Origin of the sequence: Mesorhizobium sp. WSM4904 (assembly GCF_029674545.1) — a bacterium.
Classification (GTDB): Bacteria; Pseudomonadota; Alphaproteobacteria; order Rhizobiales; family Rhizobiaceae; genus Mesorhizobium.
Window position 1 is genome coordinate 3,386,337 of the sequence record NZ_CP121354.1, and the last position, 15,389, is coordinate 3,401,725.

Annotated in this window: 14 protein-coding genes and 1 pseudogene; 9 read left to right on the top strand and 6 right to left on the bottom strand. The window is 64.0% G+C overall.

Annotated features, from left to right (window positions below):
* Positions 1 to 3: 3 nt before the first annotated feature.
* Complete coding sequence (locus QAZ47_RS16115) at positions 4 to 594, bottom strand: transglycosylase SLT domain-containing protein (RefSeq protein ID WP_278201727.1); 591 nt, start codon at positions 592 to 594, stop codon at positions 4 to 6.
* Between the two features lie 210 nt (positions 595 to 804).
* Here QAZ47_RS16115 and QAZ47_RS16120 point away from each other — a divergent pair, with 210 nt between their 5' ends.
* A complete protein-coding gene (locus tag QAZ47_RS16120) occupies positions 805 to 2,343 on the top strand; it encodes a trimethylamine methyltransferase family protein (protein WP_278230008.1) in 1,539 nt (512 codons plus the stop codon).
* A 238-nt stretch (positions 2,344 to 2,581) separates the two neighbouring features.
* Positions 2,582 to 5,008 (top strand): FAD-dependent oxidoreductase, encoded by a 2,427-nt coding sequence (locus QAZ47_RS16125; protein ID WP_278230009.1) that lies wholly within the window; start codon positions 2,582 to 2,584, stop codon positions 5,006 to 5,008.
* Between the two features lie 21 nt (positions 5,009 to 5,029).
* Here the strand turns inward: QAZ47_RS16125 and QAZ47_RS16130 are convergent, their stop codons facing one another.
* Positions 5,030 to 5,428 carry a DoxX family protein gene (locus tag QAZ47_RS16130; RefSeq protein WP_278230010.1) on the bottom strand — a complete coding sequence of 133 codons (399 nt, stop codon included), beginning with the start codon at positions 5,426 to 5,428 and terminating at the stop codon, positions 5,030 to 5,032.
* Between the two features lie 196 nt (positions 5,429 to 5,624).
* Between QAZ47_RS16130 and QAZ47_RS16135 the strand changes: the two genes are divergently transcribed.
* Positions 5,625 to 6,113: a hypothetical protein gene (locus QAZ47_RS16135; RefSeq protein WP_278072672.1), complete on the top strand. Its 489-nt coding sequence runs from the start codon at positions 5,625 to 5,627 to the stop codon at positions 6,111 to 6,113.
* A gap of 36 nt (positions 6,114 to 6,149) precedes the next feature.
* On the opposite strand, the gene QAZ47_RS16140 is transcribed toward QAZ47_RS16135, so the two are convergent.
* A complete protein-coding gene (locus QAZ47_RS16140; RefSeq protein WP_278230011.1) occupies positions 6,150 to 6,926 on the bottom strand; it encodes a VOC family protein in 777 nt (258 codons plus the stop codon).
* Between the two features lie 275 nt (positions 6,927 to 7,201).
* On the opposite strand from QAZ47_RS16140, the gene QAZ47_RS16145 reads away from it, so the two are divergent.
* The 5 genes and pseudogenes from QAZ47_RS16145 to QAZ47_RS16165 all read left to right on the top strand — a co-directional run bounded on the left by QAZ47_RS16145 (position 7,202) and on the right by QAZ47_RS16165 (position 11,750).
* Positions 7,202 to 7,936, top strand: coding sequence for a gamma-glutamylcyclotransferase (locus QAZ47_RS16145; RefSeq protein WP_278230012.1), 735 nt, complete (start codon positions 7,202 to 7,204; stop codon positions 7,934 to 7,936).
* Positions 7,937 to 8,049: 113 nt separating this feature from the next.
* Positions 8,050 to 9,414, top strand: a complete 1,365-nt coding sequence (locus QAZ47_RS16150) for an NAD(P)-dependent oxidoreductase (protein ID WP_278230014.1) — start codon at positions 8,050 to 8,052, stop codon at positions 9,412 to 9,414.
* Positions 9,415 to 9,416: 2 nt separating this feature from the next.
* Positions 9,417 to 10,730, top strand: coding sequence for an NAD-dependent dihydropyrimidine dehydrogenase subunit PreA (gene preA, locus QAZ47_RS16155; protein ID WP_278230015.1), 1,314 nt, complete (start codon positions 9,417 to 9,419; stop codon positions 10,728 to 10,730).
* A gap of 273 nt (positions 10,731 to 11,003) precedes the next feature.
* Positions 11,004 to 11,156 (top strand): annotated as a pseudogene (locus QAZ47_RS16160) (DoxX family protein); the annotation flags it as partial.
* A gap of 99 nt (positions 11,157 to 11,255) precedes the next feature.
* Positions 11,256 to 11,750, top strand: coding sequence for a DUF3592 domain-containing protein (locus QAZ47_RS16165; RefSeq protein WP_278230016.1), 495 nt, complete (start codon positions 11,256 to 11,258; stop codon positions 11,748 to 11,750).
* A gap of 12 nt (positions 11,751 to 11,762) precedes the next feature.
* On the opposite strand, the gene QAZ47_RS16170 is transcribed toward QAZ47_RS16165, so the two are convergent.
* The gene (locus tag QAZ47_RS16170) at positions 11,763 to 12,485 is read right to left on the bottom strand and encodes an SDR family oxidoreductase (RefSeq protein ID WP_278230017.1); all 723 of its coding nucleotides are present in this window, start codon (positions 12,483 to 12,485) and stop codon (positions 11,763 to 11,765) included.
* Positions 12,482 to 13,327 carry an SDR family oxidoreductase gene (locus QAZ47_RS16175; RefSeq protein WP_278230018.1) on the bottom strand — a complete coding sequence of 282 codons (846 nt, stop codon included), beginning with the start codon at positions 13,325 to 13,327 and terminating at the stop codon, positions 12,482 to 12,484. The genes QAZ47_RS16170 and QAZ47_RS16175 overlap by 4 nt, the downstream gene beginning before the upstream one ends.
* Before the next feature lie 102 nt (positions 13,328 to 13,429).
* On the opposite strand from QAZ47_RS16175, the gene QAZ47_RS16180 reads away from it, so the two are divergent.
* Positions 13,430 to 14,302, top strand: a complete 873-nt coding sequence (locus QAZ47_RS16180; protein WP_278230019.1) for a helix-turn-helix transcriptional regulator — start codon at positions 13,430 to 13,432, stop codon at positions 14,300 to 14,302.
* A 299-nt stretch (positions 14,303 to 14,601) separates the two neighbouring features.
* On the opposite strand, the gene QAZ47_RS16185 is transcribed toward QAZ47_RS16180, so the two are convergent.
* Positions 14,602 to 15,231 carry a TetR family transcriptional regulator C-terminal domain-containing protein gene (locus QAZ47_RS16185; RefSeq protein ID WP_278207861.1) on the bottom strand — a complete coding sequence of 210 codons (630 nt, stop codon included), beginning with the start codon at positions 15,229 to 15,231 and terminating at the stop codon, positions 14,602 to 14,604.
* Between the last annotated feature and the right edge of the window lie 158 nt (positions 15,232 to 15,389).

Genomic DNA, 15,389 nt, shown 5'->3' on the forward strand with positions numbered 1-15,389 from the left:
CGGTCAGCTTCCGCACTGCCGCAACTGCGTGGCGTAGTCGCGGGCCATCTGGTCGGTGGCGCGCGCGTAGTTCTGTACGCCGGCGTCGCCGCGATTGCCGCGGCCGTAGGTCGACCAGCCGAGGTAATAGGCGAGATAGAGGTTGTAAGTGTCGTTGCGGGCGACGCCGAACGTGTCGGCGGTCTTGGAATGATACCAGCCGACGAAATCGATGGCGTCGGCGAAACGGCTGCGGCGCGCCGCCCAGTTGCCGGTCTCCATCTGATACTGCGACCAGGTGCCGTCGAGCGCCTGCGAGTAGCCCGCGGCAGTGGAGACGTGCTTCCAGGGAATGAAGCCGAGCAGCTTGGTGCGCGGCGGCCGGGCGTTGCTCTTGAAGCCGGATTCCTTGCGCACCGTCGCCATCAGCACCGGGACGGGAATGCCGTATTTCTGCTCGGTGCGTTCGGCAGCGGACTGCCAGTTGTCGAACCAGCCGTCGTTCTGGTCGAAGACGGCGCAGACGTTGTTGATATGGCTGGGCGCCGTCGCGCAGGCCGAAAGCGCCAGCAGCACAGAGACAGCGACAATTTTACTAAAACTCGATCTACGCATCGGAAGACGAATAGGCGGAAATCATAAAAGGAGTCTTTCGAGCTTCCTTAACGCCGGCCGTAGTGCGCCGATCTGGCTCTATCGATATTTCGACCAAATGCGTCGCATTTCTCTCCATCGATTTTGAAAAATGCCGCCTTGGCTAAAATCACGCCGGCAAATGGCGAATTCCTGACAGCTCATGGGCCACGTCGGCGCTCTGATGCGCGCATGACCGAACCAAGACGAAAACGCGGCGCCGAGCGAACCAGCAACCGGGGGCCATCCGCCATCCCGCAGTTGCCGCTAAGGCGCGTGACGAATCCCTACCCGCCGATGGCTCTGCTTTCGGCCGACCAGATCGAAGCCATCCATCAGGCGTCGATGCACATCCTGGAAAATTTCGGCATCGAGGTGATGAGCAGGAGGGCGCTCGCCCTGTTCGAACGCGCCGGCGCCAAGGTCGATCACAGCTCGATGAATGTGCGCGTCGATCGCGGCATGGTCGACGAGGCACTGAAGACGACGCGTGCCAGCTACACGCTTACGCCGCGCAACCCGGCCCGCGCCATTCATCTCGGCGGCAACACCATCAACTTCACGCTGGTCGCCGGGCCGCCCAATGTGCACGACATGGAGCGCGGCCGCCGTGCCGGCAACCTCGCCGACTACTCGGACCTCGTCCGACTGGCGCAGCATTTCAACTGCATCCACATGCTCGGCAACCAGGTCTGCGCGCCGATCGAGCTGCCGGCGAATTCGCGTCATCTCGACACCTATTTCGCCAACCTGACGCTGACCGACAAATGCTTCCATGTCTCGGCGATCGGCCGGGGCAGGGCGCTGGACGGCATCGAGATGATGGCGATTGCGCGCGGCCTGACACTGGAGCAGTTGGGCGAAGATCCCGGCGTCACCACCATCATCTCGGTCAACTCGCCGCGCCGCTTCGACGAGATGATGGCCGAAGGGCTGATGACCATGGCCGAGTTCGGCCAGTCGGTGGCGGTGACGCCGTTCACGCTGATGGGCGCGATGAGCCCGGTGACGCTCGCCGGCGCGCTGGCGCAGCAGAACGCCGAAGCACTGTTCGGCATCGCGCTGACGCAACTCGTGCGGCCGGGCGCGCCGGTGATGTACGGCGCCTTCACCTCCAATGTCGACATGAAGTCCGGAGCACCGGCCTTCGGCACGCCGGAGAACACGAAAGCAAACATCGCCTCCGGGCAATTGGCGCGGCGCTACAATCTGCCGTACCGCACTACGCCCGGCTCCGCCTCCAATACCACCGACGCGCAAGGCGCCTACGAGACGCTGATGGCGCTGTGGGGCGCCGTGCTTGGACACGGCAACCTCGTCTACCATGCCGCCGGCTGGCAGGAGGGCGGGCTGACGGCGTCGTTCGAGAAGCTCATCATCGATGTCGAGATGATCCAGCACATGATGGAATTCCTACGGCCGATCGTGGTCGACGAAGGCGAACTGGCCGTCGAAGCGCTGGGCGCGGTGCCGACGGGCGGCCATTTCTTCGGCGAGCCGCACACGCTGGAGCGCTATGCCACCGCCTTCTATCAGCCGATGCTTTCCAACTGGCAAAATTACGAAGCCTGGCAGGAGGCCGGCGCGCTCGACGCCACGGCCCGCGCGACGCGGCTATGGAAGAAAGCGCTGGAGGAATATGTCCAGCCGGCCATGGATCCTGGCGTGCGCGAGGCCCTCGAAGCCTATATCGCGCGCCGCAAGGAAGCGATCGGACAGGGCGAGCCGTGACTTTAGCGTTGGCGCGAGGTACCCCCCTCTGTCCTGCCGGACATCTCCCCCTCAAGGGGGGAGATTGGCTGTCCTTTTTGCCTTCGCTAATTGCCAACCTTGAAAAATGGGCGGCGGCGCTGCCGCTGCTGATCTCCCCCTTGAGGGGGAGATGGCCGGCAGGCCAGAGGGGGGTGGCTTGGCGCTGCCCTTTCGATTCACTTTGTCGCTCAACTCACTGAAATAACGAGAAGAACCCATGAAGTCGCATGCAAAGGTCGTGGTCATCGGCGGCGGTGTCGTCGGATGCTCGGTGTTGTTCCATCTCGCCCGCCACGGCTGGACCGACGTCGTGCTTCTGGAGCGCGATGAGCTGACTTCCGGCTCGACCTGGCACGCGGCCGGCGGCATGCACACCATCAATGGCGACCCCAACGTCGCCAAGCTGCAGAAATACACGATCTCGCTTTACAAGGAGATCGAGGAGCTTTCCGGCCAGGCGACCGGCGTGCATCTGACCGGTGGCGTGCTTTTGGCCGCGACCGAGGCGCGACTCGACTGGCTGCGCGGCGTCGTCTCCAAAGGCCGCTATCTCGGCATCGATCTCGAAGTGATCTCGCCGAACGAAGCGGCCGAGCTGATGCCGCTGCTCGACCCGAAGCAATTCGTCGGGGCAGTGCGCAACAAGGAGGACGGCCATCTCGACCCGTCCGGCGTGACGCATGCTTACGCCAAAGCAGCGCGCAAGCTCGGCGCCGAGGTCGAGCGCTTCACCAAGGTAGAGGACATCGTGCGCCGGCCGGACGGGTTGTGGCGCGTCATCACCAACAAGGGCGAGGTGATTTGCGAGCATGTCGTCAATGCTGGCGGACTGTGGGCGCGCGAGGTCGGCCGCATGGTCGGGCTGGAGCTGCCGGTGCTGGCGATGGAGCACATGTACTTGATCACCGAGGACATGCCCGAGGTCGCCGACTGGAACAAGAAGACCGGCACCGAGATCATCCATGCGGTCGACTTCGACGGCGAGCTTTATTTGCGCCAGGAGCGCGGCGGCATGCTGATGGGGACCTATGAGAAGGCGAACAAGCCGTGGTCCGAGTTCCAGACGCCATGGAATTTCGGCCATGAGCTGCTGGAGCCGGACATCGACCGCATCGCGCCGTCGCTGGAGGTCGGCTTCCGCCACTTCCCGGCCTTCCAGAAGACCGGCATCAAGCAGATCATCAACGGACCCTTCACCTTCGCGCCGGACGGCAACCCGCTGGTCGGCCCGGTGCGCGGCCTGCCCGGCTTCTGGGTCGCCTGCGGCGTCATGGCGGGTTTCAGCCAAGGTGGCGGCGTCGGGCTGGCGCTCTCCAACTGGATGATCGAGGGCGATCCCGGCGCCGATATCTGGGCGATGGACGTGGCGCGCTACGGCGACTGGGCGACGATGGCCTACACCAACGCCAAGGTGCGCGAGAACTATTCGCGCCGCTTCTCGATCCGTTTCCCGAACGAGGAACTGCCCGCGGGGCGTCCGCTCAAGACGACACCGGTCTATGACACGCTGTCGGCCAAGGGCGCGCAGTGGGGGGTCGCCTATGGGCTGGAAGTGCCGCTGTGGTATGCGCCGGAAGGCGTCAAGGACGAGTTCTCGTGGCGGCGTTCGACCGACTTCGACCATGTCGCGAGCGAGGTTGCCGCCGTTCGCAACGGCGTCGGCCTGTCGGAGATTTCGAGCTTCGCCAAATACAGGGTGACGGGCGAAGGCGCCGCAGCCTGGCTTGACCGCGTGCTCGCCTGCAAGCTGCCCAAGCCAGGCCGCATGACGCTGGCGCCGATGCTGAAGGAAGACGGCAAGCTGATCGGAGATTTCACGCTCGCCAATGTCGGAGATGGCGAATGGTTCATCGCCGGCTCAGGCATTGCCGAGCAGTACCATATGCGCTGGTTCGAGGCGCATATGCCCGATGATGGCTCGGTCCGCATCGAAGCGCTTGGGCAGAAGCTCACCGGTCTCGCCGTCGCCGGCCCAAAGGCGAGGGAGGTGCTGGCCAAAGTCACCCGCGCCGATGTCTCCAACGCTGCCTTCCCCTTCATGGCGGTCGCCAGGATGGATATCGGCATGGCGCCGTGTCTTGTCGGCCGCGTGAGCTATACGGGCGATCTCGGCTACGAGATATGGGTGGAGCCGGAATATCAGCGCGCCGCCTACCAGGCGCTGATCAAGGCAGGCGAGGAACTCGGCATCGGCCTGTTCGGCTCGCGCGCGCTCAATGCGCTCAGGCTGGAGAAGAACTACGGCTCATGGGCGCGCGAGTACCGGCCGATCTACGGACCGGTCGAGGCCGGGCTCGATCGTTTCGTCGCCTATGGCAAGGAGGCCGATTTCATCGGCAAGGAAGCGGCGCTCGCCGAACGCAAGCAGGGCGGCAAGCTCAGGCTGCGCGCCTTCATCGTCGAGGCTCACGATGCCGATGTCATCGGCGACGAGGCGATCTGGCATGACGGCGTCGTGCGCGGCTGGGTTACCTCGGGCGGCTATGCTCACAATTCGAAGAAATCGGTCGCGATGGGTTATGTGCCGAAGGAGATCGCCGACAGGCCGGACGGCTTCGAGATCGAGATCCTGGGCAGGCGCCATGCGGCGCGCATTCAGGCAGCGCCGCTGTTCGACGCCAATTTCGAACGGATGCGCGCCTGAATTCAGGCGCGCGTTTTGCTACTACGCCCTGGCGCTGTCGCGATTGTCCAGCGCGAAGGAGCCCGGACCGGCAAAGAACAGATAGAGGAAGACGAAGCAGAACAGGATGGCTGCGTCGCCGCCATTGTTGGCCGGGAAGAAATTGCGCGGCATGTGCACCATGAAATAGGCGACAGCCATCTCGCCGCAGAGCAGGAACGCCACCGGGCGCGTGAAGAGCCCCAGCGCCAGCAGGATGCCGCCGGCAAACTCGAGAATGCCGGACGTCAGCGCAAGCCCGGTCAGGGCCTCGGCATGGGCGCCAGAAGGAAAATTGAACAGTTTCTGGGTGCCGTGCTCGATGAACTGCAGCGCGGTCATGATGCGAAGCACGCCCAGCACCTGCGGACGGTATTCGGCAAGGCTTTCGAAAAGCTTCAATGCAAAACTCCGTTTACCCCCGGGGCCGGCCATAAATTATCGCCCGGCAATGGACCACTCACTTCCCTTGGCCTGCCATCAACAATCGGTGAGTGGAATGGTTTCATTCTCGCGTTTTTATTCTCGCTATGGTTGCATTTCTGTCTCTCTGGTTGTATTGATATGCCGGTATCAAACCATACGAGTTTTCTGTGCCATGAAGAAAATCGTCGTCAGCCTATTCGTACTCCTTGCAGGCACCAGCTTCGCCATGGCCGGCGACGCCGGCTGCGATGCCTTCAAATGGCCGGTCACACGCGAGCAGGCCCTGTTTCCGGAAGCGCCGGCCGCGCAGTCCGGCGCTGCCTTGACAGTCGGGCAAGCGGTGGATTTGTCACTCGCGGCGGTCGACACGATCAGCTTTGAGGTGCCGCCGCAACGCGCACCGGCAGCCGGCTCGTTCGGTGCGACGGCAAGCGTGACAGTGCCACCTGAAGGCGAGCTCCAGTTCAGCCTGTCCGATGAGGCCTGGATCGATGTCGTGCAGGACGGCCATTCCGTGAAGTCGACGGGTTTCAGCGGCGTGAAGACCTGTCCGGGCATTCGCAAGAGCGTGCGCTTCAAACTTTCCGCCGGTCCGGCTACCGTGCAGCTCAGCGGCGCCAAGAAGGCCGATCTCAAAGTGGCAGTGCTGACGCCGGAGTGAGCCGGCGCCAGCTGATCGAACGGAACTGCTTTGCGCCTACCGCCCCGGCGCCAGCAGTGCGAAATGCGCGCCTTGCGGATCCTGGCATTGGACGACCCACTGCGCGCTCGGCACTTCCATCGGTCCCATCAGGACTTTGCCGCCATTGTCGGTGACGCGCTTGGCCGCGGCATCGATGGCGTCGACGTTGAAATAGAATTGCCAGACCGGCACCGGAATCTGCGGCGGCTTGTTCATCATGCCGCCACCCGATTCCGGCCCGGCGGTGAAGGTCTTGTAAACGCCCATCTCGCCCATGTCGAACTCGCCGGCGCTCTCCCAGCCGAACTGGCCCGCATAAAAGTCGAACGCCGCTTTCCAGTCCGAGGTGTAGAGTTCGTGCCAGCCGATATGGCCGGGCGTGGTGGCAGGCACCGGCGGTTGCCCAGGCTGGTTGGGCTGCAGGAACATGAAGGTCGCGCCCTGCGGGTCAGCAACCACGGCGAAGCGGCCGACTTCCGGAATGTCATCCGGCGGGCGATGGACGGTGCCGCCGGCCTCCTGCAGCGCCTTCGTCGAGGCGTCCACATCCTTGGTGTAGATGTAGCCGAGCCAGGCGGGCGGCATGCCCATCTTGGCGGCATCCTCCGGCATGGTCATCAACCCGCCGACGCCGCGCACGGCCGAATTCATCACGATATAGCGAGGCATGCCCGGCGCTTTCGCAAAGGGCTCGGCCTTCCAGCCGACAACGGCTGTGTAAAAGGCCTCGGCGGCGTCGAGGTCGGTGGTCATCAGTTCGTACCAGAAGAAGGGTTTTGGGGAATTCGGCATGGTCGGTCTCCTCACCGGTTCAGGCAGCGATCGCGGTCCGATCCATCCTAGGACGATCTCGGCGACAGAAATCCGACATCTGGACCAGAAATCGCAAACGGCAAGGCGCCACAAAAGCATGTCGCCCAAAAGTGCGCAGCGGTTTTGGGAGAACGACATGCATCAAGACTTAAAGCGCGTCGCCCGAAACCATTTCCGCGCGACGCGGTTTGGGCCAGCGATCTTGCGTGTTCCGCGGTTTTCGACTTTGCTGGCGTCAAAGAGGGGCTGTTTCCATGCGTCGAATGTCGCTCACGCCCGAGCTCGTCGCTCTGTGCCACCGGGAGGAGGTCGATCCGGGCCCGAGCGGGGAATGGACACAGTTGAACGACGACGATTTCCGGGCGCTTGCCTTGCGCCTGTCGGGCGAAGCCGACGAGGGGCCGCTCTGGGTGTTCGCCTACGGCTCGCTGATCTGGAAGCCGGCCTTCGAATCCGTCGAGCAGCGGCGCGCCTCGGCCCATGGCTGGCATCGGTCCTTCTGCCTGGACCTTGTGCGCTGGAGAGGCAGCGCCGAGCAGCCGGGGCTGATGATGGCGCTCGAGCGCGGCGGGTGCTGCGATGGCGTGATCTACCGTCTGCCCGATGGCGAGAAGCCGGCCCAGATCGAGAGGCTGCTGCGGCGTGAAATCGACGATCACGAGGCTGTCAGCTCCGTCAGATGGGTTCCGGTACGCACGGCACAAGGATCGTTGCGGGCGCTGGGCTTCTGGGTTGGAGTGACGGGCAGGGGGACGTCGCTCAGGCAGCCACTCGAAAGGGTAGCAAAGATACTGGCACGCGCGTGCGGCCATGTCGGCTCCGGCGCCGAGTATCTCTACAACACCGTCAGCCACCTCGAGACATTCGGCATCCATGACCGCAATCTGTGGCGACTGCAGCAACTGGTCGCCGACGAGATCAGGTCGCTCCATGGCCACAGGATCGCAAGCGGCGAACCGTCGGAGACAGTAGTTCCCGCTATAATATGACTACGATTATCAAGTTTTTATCCAGCCATTACAGTGACTTGGTCGAAAATTGACCAATTGATAAAAAAATAAAACGTGCTAGCCTTCCCCAAAATAAAACAAGGGGAACTGGAATGGCGACTGGTCATTTCATCGAAGGTATCGCCGGCGGCCGGCTGTCTGCCGAGCAATATGCCGACAATTTTTCCGACCTGCATCCGCCGCTCGATCATCACGAGGCGCTGGTCGAGGCCGACCGCTGCTACTTCTGCTACGACGCGCCGTGCATGAATGCGTGCCCGACGTCGATCGACATTCCGATGTTCATCCGGCAGATCGCGACCGGCAATCCACTGGGCTCGGCCAAGACCATCTTCGATCAGAACATCCTTGGCGGCATGTGCGCCCGCGTCTGCCCGACCGAGACGCTCTGCGAAGAGGTCTGCGTGCGCGAGGTGGCGGAAGGCAAGCCGGTGCAGATCGGCCGGCTGCAGCGTTACGCGACCGACGTCGCGATGGGCGAGGACAAGCAGTTCTACACGCGCGCCGAACCGACCGGAAAAACGGTCGCCGTGGTCGGCGCCGGGCCGGCGGGTCTCGCGGCGGCGCATCGTCTTGCCCGTCACGGTCATGACGTCACCATTCTCGAAGCGCGGCCGAAGGCCGGCGGCCTCAACGAATACGGCATCGCCGCCTATAAGAGCGTCGACGATTTCGCCCAGGCGGAAGTCGACTATGTCACCGCTATCGGCGGCATCGACATCCAGAACGGCAAGGCGCTCGGCCGCGACTTCCAACTGGCCGACCTGATCCGCAACTACGATGCGGTGTTCCTCGGCCTTGGGCTTGGCGGCGTCAATGCGCTCAGGGCCGACGGCGAGGACGCCGACGGCGTCGCCAACGCCGTCGAGTTCATCGCCGAGCTCAGGCAAGCGAGCGATCTTGGCAGCCTGCCGGTCGGCCGGCGCGTCGTCGTCATCGGCGGCGGCATGACGGCGATCGACGCCGCGGTGCAGTCGAAGCTGCTCGGCGCCGAGGAGGTGACGATCTGCTACCGGCGCGGGCAGGAGCACATGAATGCCTCCGGCTTCGAACAGGATCTGGCCGCCGCCAACGGCGTTACTATCCGCCACTGGCTGCAGCCGAAGCGCGTCATCGCCGAGAACGGCAAGGTGTCGGCGATCGAGCTCGAATACACCGCGATCGACGGCGACAAGCTTGCCGGTACCGGCGAACGGCTGACACTTGCCGCCGATCAGGTGTTCAAGGCGATCGGCCAGAGTTTCACGCCGGCGGTGCTCAACGGCAGCGTCGCATCGATCGAACTCGAGGGCGGCCGCATCAAGGTCGACGCCGAGGGCCGCACCTCGCTGGCGAAAGTCTGGGCCGGCGGCGACTGCATCGCCGGTGGCGACGACCTGACGGTGTCGGCCGTGGCTCAAGGGCGCGACGCCGCCGAATCCATCCACCGGGCACTGACCTCTAACGGGAGGGCATGAGCATGGCAGACATCCGCAACACCTTCGTCGGCATCAAGTCGCCCAATCCGTTCTGGCTGGCCTCGGCGCCGCCGACCGACAAGGCTTACAATGTCGAGCGCGCCTTCAAGGCCGGCTGGGGCGGCGTGGTCTGGAAGACGCTGGGCGAGGAGGGGCCGCCCGTCGTCAACGTCAACGGCCCGCGCTACGGCGCGATCTGGGGCGCCGACCGCCGCCTGCTCGGCTTGAACAACATCGAGCTGATCACCGACCGCGACCTGCAGACCAATCTGCGCGAGATGAAGCAGGTGAAGATGAATTGGCCGGATCGGGCGCTGGTCGCCTCGATCATGGTGCCGTGCGTCGAGGAAAGCTGGAAGGCGATCCTGCCGCTGGTCGAGGAGACCGGCGCGGACGGCATCGAGCTCAATTTCGGTTGCCCGCATGGCATGAGCGAGCGCGGCATGGGCTCGGCCGTGGGCCAAGTGCCGGAATATATCGAGATGGTGGTGCGTTGGTGCAAGCAGTACACGCGCATGCCCGTCATCACCAAGCTGACGCCGAACATCACCGATATCCGCAAGCCGGCCCGCGCGGCCAGGGCCGGCGGCACCGACGCGGTGTCGCTGATCAACACCATCAACTCGATCACCGGCGTCGACCTCGACAGTTTCGCGCCGCAGCCGACCATCGACGGCAAAGGCTCGCATGGCGGCTATTGCGGCCCGGCGGTCAAGCCGATCGCCATGAACATGGTGGCCGAGATCGCGCGCGATCCGGAGACTCACGGCCTGCCGATCTCCGGCATCGGCGGCATCACCACCTGGCGGGACGCCGCCGAATTCATGGCGCTCGGCGCAGGCAATGTGCAGGTCTGCACGGCGGCGATGACCTATGGCTTCAAGATCGTGCAGGAAATGATCGCGGGCCTGGAGAACTGGATGGACGAGAAGGGGCACGCCTCGCTCTCGGACATCATCGGCCGCGCCACGCCCAACGTCACCGACTGGCAGTATCTCAACCTCAACTATGTCGCCAAGGCGCATATTGACCAGGATGCCTGCATCAAGTGCGGGCGCTGCCACATCGCCTGCGAGGACACCTCGCATCAGGCGATCACCAGCATGGTCGACGGTGTCAGGCATTTCGAGGTGATCGAGGCGGAATGCGTCGGCTGCAATCTTTGCGTCAATGTCTGCCCGGTGGAAGGCTGCATCACGATGGAGCCGCTGGCGGCCGGTTCGGTGGATCAGCGCACGGGCAAGCCGGTGTCGCCGATCTACGCCAACTGGACGACGCATCCAAACAATCCGATGGCCCAGGTGGCGGCGGAGTAAGCTTGGGTTCCTTGCCCCGGCGAGGTGGCCCCGCGAAGCCGGGATGGAGAGGCGCCTTGGCTGCTGGACACGGCTGAGGGCCCCTAATTCCAAGCGGCTGGTCTTTGGCGATAGCGTGCATGGCAGCTTGGTGCATGCATTGTCTAATGTAGCGCTGGTCGACCCCCCACTCCGTCTCGGCTTCGCCGAGCCACCTCTCCCCCGATCGACGGGGTAGAGGAAAGGCGCCAAGCCTTTTGCCGTCAACGCCCGTCCAGCAAGGTTCCCTTCCTTTCCCTCCTGATACTGTTCCTCATCGTCGCAACACCTATGTTCCACAATTTCTGGGACCATCAGGGTCCGGATCGCGCCTCTCGTATCAACGGCTTCGTCGGCAATGTCGCTTTAGCCGGAGGGTTCCTGGCGTTGATCGCGCATTCTGTTTGATCTCGGTCGCCGGGTTCGGCGCAATTGATGCCGCAGCGTTAATCGCTCCGTCGCGATTGCCTTGTATTAGCAAATGCAGGTTCGCCACTCGGAGCGTTCATGGAGCAGAGCTGGACTGCATTCTGGACACGCGTTTCGGAAGCCTTCCATCAGGCGCTGTTCCCGTTCCGGGCTGTCGCCCAAGTCCTTGGCGGGCATCCGAGCGACATTCAGATATGGTGCTTCCTGTGCGGCGTCTTCTTCCTGACGGTGGTCGCCATACAGACCTATGGCGACATCGTGTTCAGGCGATGCGGCGTCCTTGCCACCGGCAAGGTGGTCCGCATCGACAAATCCAGCGACGGGCCGGATACGCCGATCATCGAATTCGCCGACCGGCTGGGCAAGACATGGCGGTTCACGTCCTATTTGCCGGTCAACGGAACGACCGGGAATGTCGGCGCCCCAGTCGAGGTGATGTACGACCCGCTTCGCCCGAAGCGGGCGCGCGAAGTGGGCCGCCCGCTGATGAAGGCGGTCCACCTGATTGTCTGGTATGCGGTCGTTGCGGGGCTGATGGCACTCGCCTTCCTGCCCGGCCTCACTTCCAATTGATCCATTCGCCGTTCAGGCGGCAAAGCGCAGGCCGCCGTCGCAGGTCAGCACCTGGCCGGTCATGAAGCCGTTGGAGACCAGAAAGGCGATCGCGTCGGCAACGTCTTCGGCGCGGCCGATGCGGCCGACCGGCGTCTTGCCGGCATATTCGGCAAACACCGCTTGCCGCTGTTCGCCCGGCAGAAAATCCCACCAGGGCGTATCGATGACGCCGGGCGCCACGACGTTGACGCGCAGCGGCTTCAACTCGACCGCGAGGATCGGCGCTATGGTGAGCAGCATGCCGTTGATGGCGCCGATGCCGGCGACGCCGGGCGCGGCGAGCTGCGCAGAGACGGCCGAAATGAAGGTGGCCGATCCGGCCCTGTTCAAGGTCGGCAGGGCCGCCTGAAGACAGGCCAGTTGCGGCCTGATCTTCTCGTCGACGCCGCTGCCGATGTCGGCAAGGTCGAGGGTCGCGAACGGCCCAAGTCCTTTGCCGCCGCTCGCGGCCAGAACGAGATGGTCGAAGGGCCCGAGGCCTTCGAAAAACTGCCGGACCTCATCCGGCTTGGTCGCGTCGAAAACGGCCTTGCCGACGGTGCCGCCAAGGCTCGCCCAGGCGTTCTTCAGCTTCTCCTCGTTGCGGCCGGTGATCGTCACTTTCATCGTGGGGCTGACCAGCCGTTTGGCCGTGGCAAGGCCGATGCCGGACGAGCCGCCGATGATCACGCAATGTTCGATGGTCTCGCTCATGAATTTTGTTCCTTGGACGTCGTGGAAGATTGTCCGGTCAGTTCGAGGCTGAGCGCCCGCAGCTGGCGGCGCGCCTTTTCGTCATAGGCCTGGGCATCGGCGCGCGATTCCCGCTGGCCGTCGAAATAGAGGCCGCTGCGGCCTTCGAGCGCCGGCGACGCCGCGAGGTTGAGGATCGCGTCGGCGCCGGTCTCGACCGAGCTCCATGGCGTTACGCCGGCCTGCCGGACCATGGTGGTGTCCATGTAGCTGGCCGGATGAAGCGCATTGACGGTGACGCCGGTGCCTTTGAGCTGTTCCGCCAGACCGACGGTGAACAGGATCTGCGCCAGCTTGCTCTGGCAGTAGGCGCGCACGCCGCTAAAGCCATGGGTCAGCATGACGTCGTCGAAGTCGATCGCCTGCTGGCCGGCCGAGGCGACATTGACGATGCGCGCCGGGGCGCTTGCCTTGAGCAGCGGCAGCAGTTCCGACGTCAGCAGAAAGCCGGCCAGATAGTTGACGGCAAAGCGCAGCTCATAGCCATCGGCGCTCACCTGCCTTTTCGCACCCTGGCCGCCGGTGCCGACACCGGCATTGTTGATCAAAACATCGAGCCGGTCGGTCCTTTTGCGCACGGCTTCGGCGAGGCGGCGCACCTCGGCGAGCGAAGAAAGGTCGGCGACGAGAAATTCGGCCTTGCCGCCCTTTGCCTCGATGGCGGCGACTGTCGCCTTGCCGCGGGCCTGGTCGCGGCCATGCACCAGCACGCGGGCGCCGGCGGCGCCGAGCCTTTCGGCGACCACGCGGCCGACGCCGTCGGTCGAGCCGGTGACGAGAATGGTCTTGTTCTTGAGTTCCATGTTCAGAGCCTCCTTGTGCTGCTCTGAACGCAAGATGGGGCGCGGCGCGCATTCCAAACAGTTCAAACTTTATCCTGGTATCAGTACTGCTATAATAGCTTCATGGATGCCGTGACCCATTCCCCCGAGGACACCCGCCGCCGCGAACTCGGCGCGTTCCTGCGCTCGCGCCGCGAAAGGCTGTCGCCCGCCGACATTGGCATTGCGACCGGCGCCCGGCGGCGCACGCCCGGGCTGAGGCGCGAGGAAGTGGCGATGATCGCCGGCGTCGGCACCACCTGGTACACCTGGCTGGAGCAGGGCAGGGACGTGCGGCCGTCGGTCGAGGTACTTTCGGCGCTCTGCGAAGCGTTGCGCCTCGACGCAGTGGAGAAGCGGCACCTGTTCATCCTCGCCGCCCGCCAGCAGCCGGAGCGTCGCGTTGCTGCGCCCGAAAAAGTCGATGGCACGCTGCTGCACATGCTGCAAAGCCTCGTTCTGCAGCCGGCCTATGTGGTTGGCCGGCGCTGGGACGTGCTGGCCTGGAATGACGCCGCGGCGGCGGTGTTCGGCGACTATGGCCTGCTGGAGGGCGACGCCCGCAACATCGTCCATCTGGTGTTCACCAGCCCGCATCATCGCCGGCTGCTGGTCGACTGGGAAGGGCTTGCGCGTGTGGTGCTCGCTTCGTTCCGTGCCGAAAGCGCGAAATATGTCGGCGATCCGGATTTCGAGCGGCTGATCGCGCTGATGATGCGCTCGAGCCCGGAGTTCCGCGATTGGTGGCCGCGGCGGGACGTGGCGCGAAGGCTGACGGGAGTGAAGCACGTCCGCCATCCCACCGCCGGCGCGATGGCCTTCGAACATATGAGCCTGTCGATCGACGACGGCTCGGACATGCGGCTGATTGTCTACACGCCGCTCGCCGAGCAGAACTCGATCGCGAAGTTGAAGAAGTTGCTCGAAGCGGAGCCGACCGAGCGACGCAGCGCCTGAGGTTAGTAGGTCGCGGGCCCCTCAACTTCGTCATCCACGGGCGGAGCGGGAGCGAAGCGGACGCGGAGACCCGAGGATCCATTCCGTTACCTTGGCAATGGGGTGCAGCAGTGCAGAATTTTGGACCGCAGCGGCGCTTCGAGGCCACGGAATGGATCCTCGGGTCTGCGCCGCGTCGCTTCGCTCCTTGCTCCGCCCGTGGATGACGAAGCTGAGAGGCTTCGGCTAATCTCGAAGGGCAGCAATAGCCAAACGGCTCGCAAGCTGCTCAAGCCCGTTGAGCTGTCATGACGAGCCGCTCAGCCCTTCGGCTTCAGCCCTTCGAGGAACAGCTGCTCGAGGAAACGTGCCGCGTCCTCGAAGCGACCGTCGCCGCCACGGTCGGGACCGAGCACGGCGCGCACCTGGACGTCGAAATCGGCATAATGCTGCGTCGTCGCCCAAATCGAGAAGATCAGATGCCACGGATCGGTGCGGGCGATCTTGCCGGCGCGCATCCAGCCCTTGATGACGGCGGCCTTCTCGTCGACCAGCGTTTTCAGCTCGCCCTCCAGCATCGGCATGATGCGCGGTGCGCCTTGCAGGATCTCGTTGGCGAAGAGCCGGCTTTCGCGTGGGAAGTCGCGCGCCATTTCGAGCTTGCGGCGGATGTAGCTTCTGAGCTCGGTCATCGGATCGCCGATGTCGTCGAGTTCCCTAAGCGGGGCCAGCCAGGTGTCCAGGAGCCGCTGCATCAGGGTCTCGTGGATGTCTTCCTTGCGGCGGAAGTAATAGAGAAGGTTCGGCTTCGACATGCCGGCGGCCTCGGCGATCTGGTCGATGGTCGAACCGCGAAAGCCATTGGCGGAGAAGACTTCGAGCGCGGCTTCCAGGATGAGTTCACGCTTTTCCAGCTGGATGCGGGTGCGGCGTGGAGTCGAGCCTTCCATCGTGTCCGTCATCCTTGCCAGCCGCTAAAGCAATTCCAGGAAAAGTGCGCGGCGGTTTTCCGTCCGGAATTGCGTAAAAACAAAAAGTTGGAGCAGGCCAGCGGCTCTATCAAACGCTGGACTGCTCCAGCGTGCGGTCTCGCTGGACCAATTCTCTG

Coding starts and splice junctions, on each gene's coding strand:
- QAZ47_RS16120 (WP_278230008.1), top strand. CDS start 805: ATGACCGAACCAAGACGAAAACGCGGCGCCGAGCGAACCAGCAACCGG.
- QAZ47_RS16185 (WP_278207861.1), bottom strand. CDS start 15,231: ATGGAAGGCTCGACTCCACGCCGCACCCGCATCCAGCTGGAAAAGCGT.
- QAZ47_RS16135 (WP_278072672.1), top strand. CDS start 5,625: ATGAAGAAAATCGTCGTCAGCCTATTCGTACTCCTTGCAGGCACCAGC.
- preA (WP_278230015.1), top strand. CDS start 9,417: ATGGCAGACATCCGCAACACCTTCGTCGGCATCAAGTCGCCCAATCCG.
- QAZ47_RS16180 (WP_278230019.1), top strand. CDS start 13,430: ATGGATGCCGTGACCCATTCCCCCGAGGACACCCGCCGCCGCGAACTC.
- QAZ47_RS16170 (WP_278230017.1), bottom strand. CDS start 12,485: ATGAGCGAGACCATCGAACATTGCGTGATCATCGGCGGCTCGTCCGGC.
- QAZ47_RS16150 (WP_278230014.1), top strand. CDS start 8,050: ATGGCGACTGGTCATTTCATCGAAGGTATCGCCGGCGGCCGGCTGTCT.
- QAZ47_RS16140 (WP_278230011.1), bottom strand. CDS start 6,926: ATGCCGAATTCCCCAAAACCCTTCTTCTGGTACGAACTGATGACCACC.
- QAZ47_RS16175 (WP_278230018.1), bottom strand. CDS start 13,327: ATGGAACTCAAGAACAAGACCATTCTCGTCACCGGCTCGACCGACGGC.
- QAZ47_RS16145 (WP_278230012.1), top strand. CDS start 7,202: ATGCGTCGAATGTCGCTCACGCCCGAGCTCGTCGCTCTGTGCCACCGG.
- QAZ47_RS16125 (WP_278230009.1), top strand. CDS start 2,582: ATGAAGTCGCATGCAAAGGTCGTGGTCATCGGCGGCGGTGTCGTCGGA.
- QAZ47_RS16115 (WP_278201727.1), bottom strand. CDS start 594: ATGCGTAGATCGAGTTTTAGTAAAATTGTCGCTGTCTCTGTGCTGCTG.
- QAZ47_RS16165 (WP_278230016.1), top strand. CDS start 11,256: ATGGAGCAGAGCTGGACTGCATTCTGGACACGCGTTTCGGAAGCCTTC.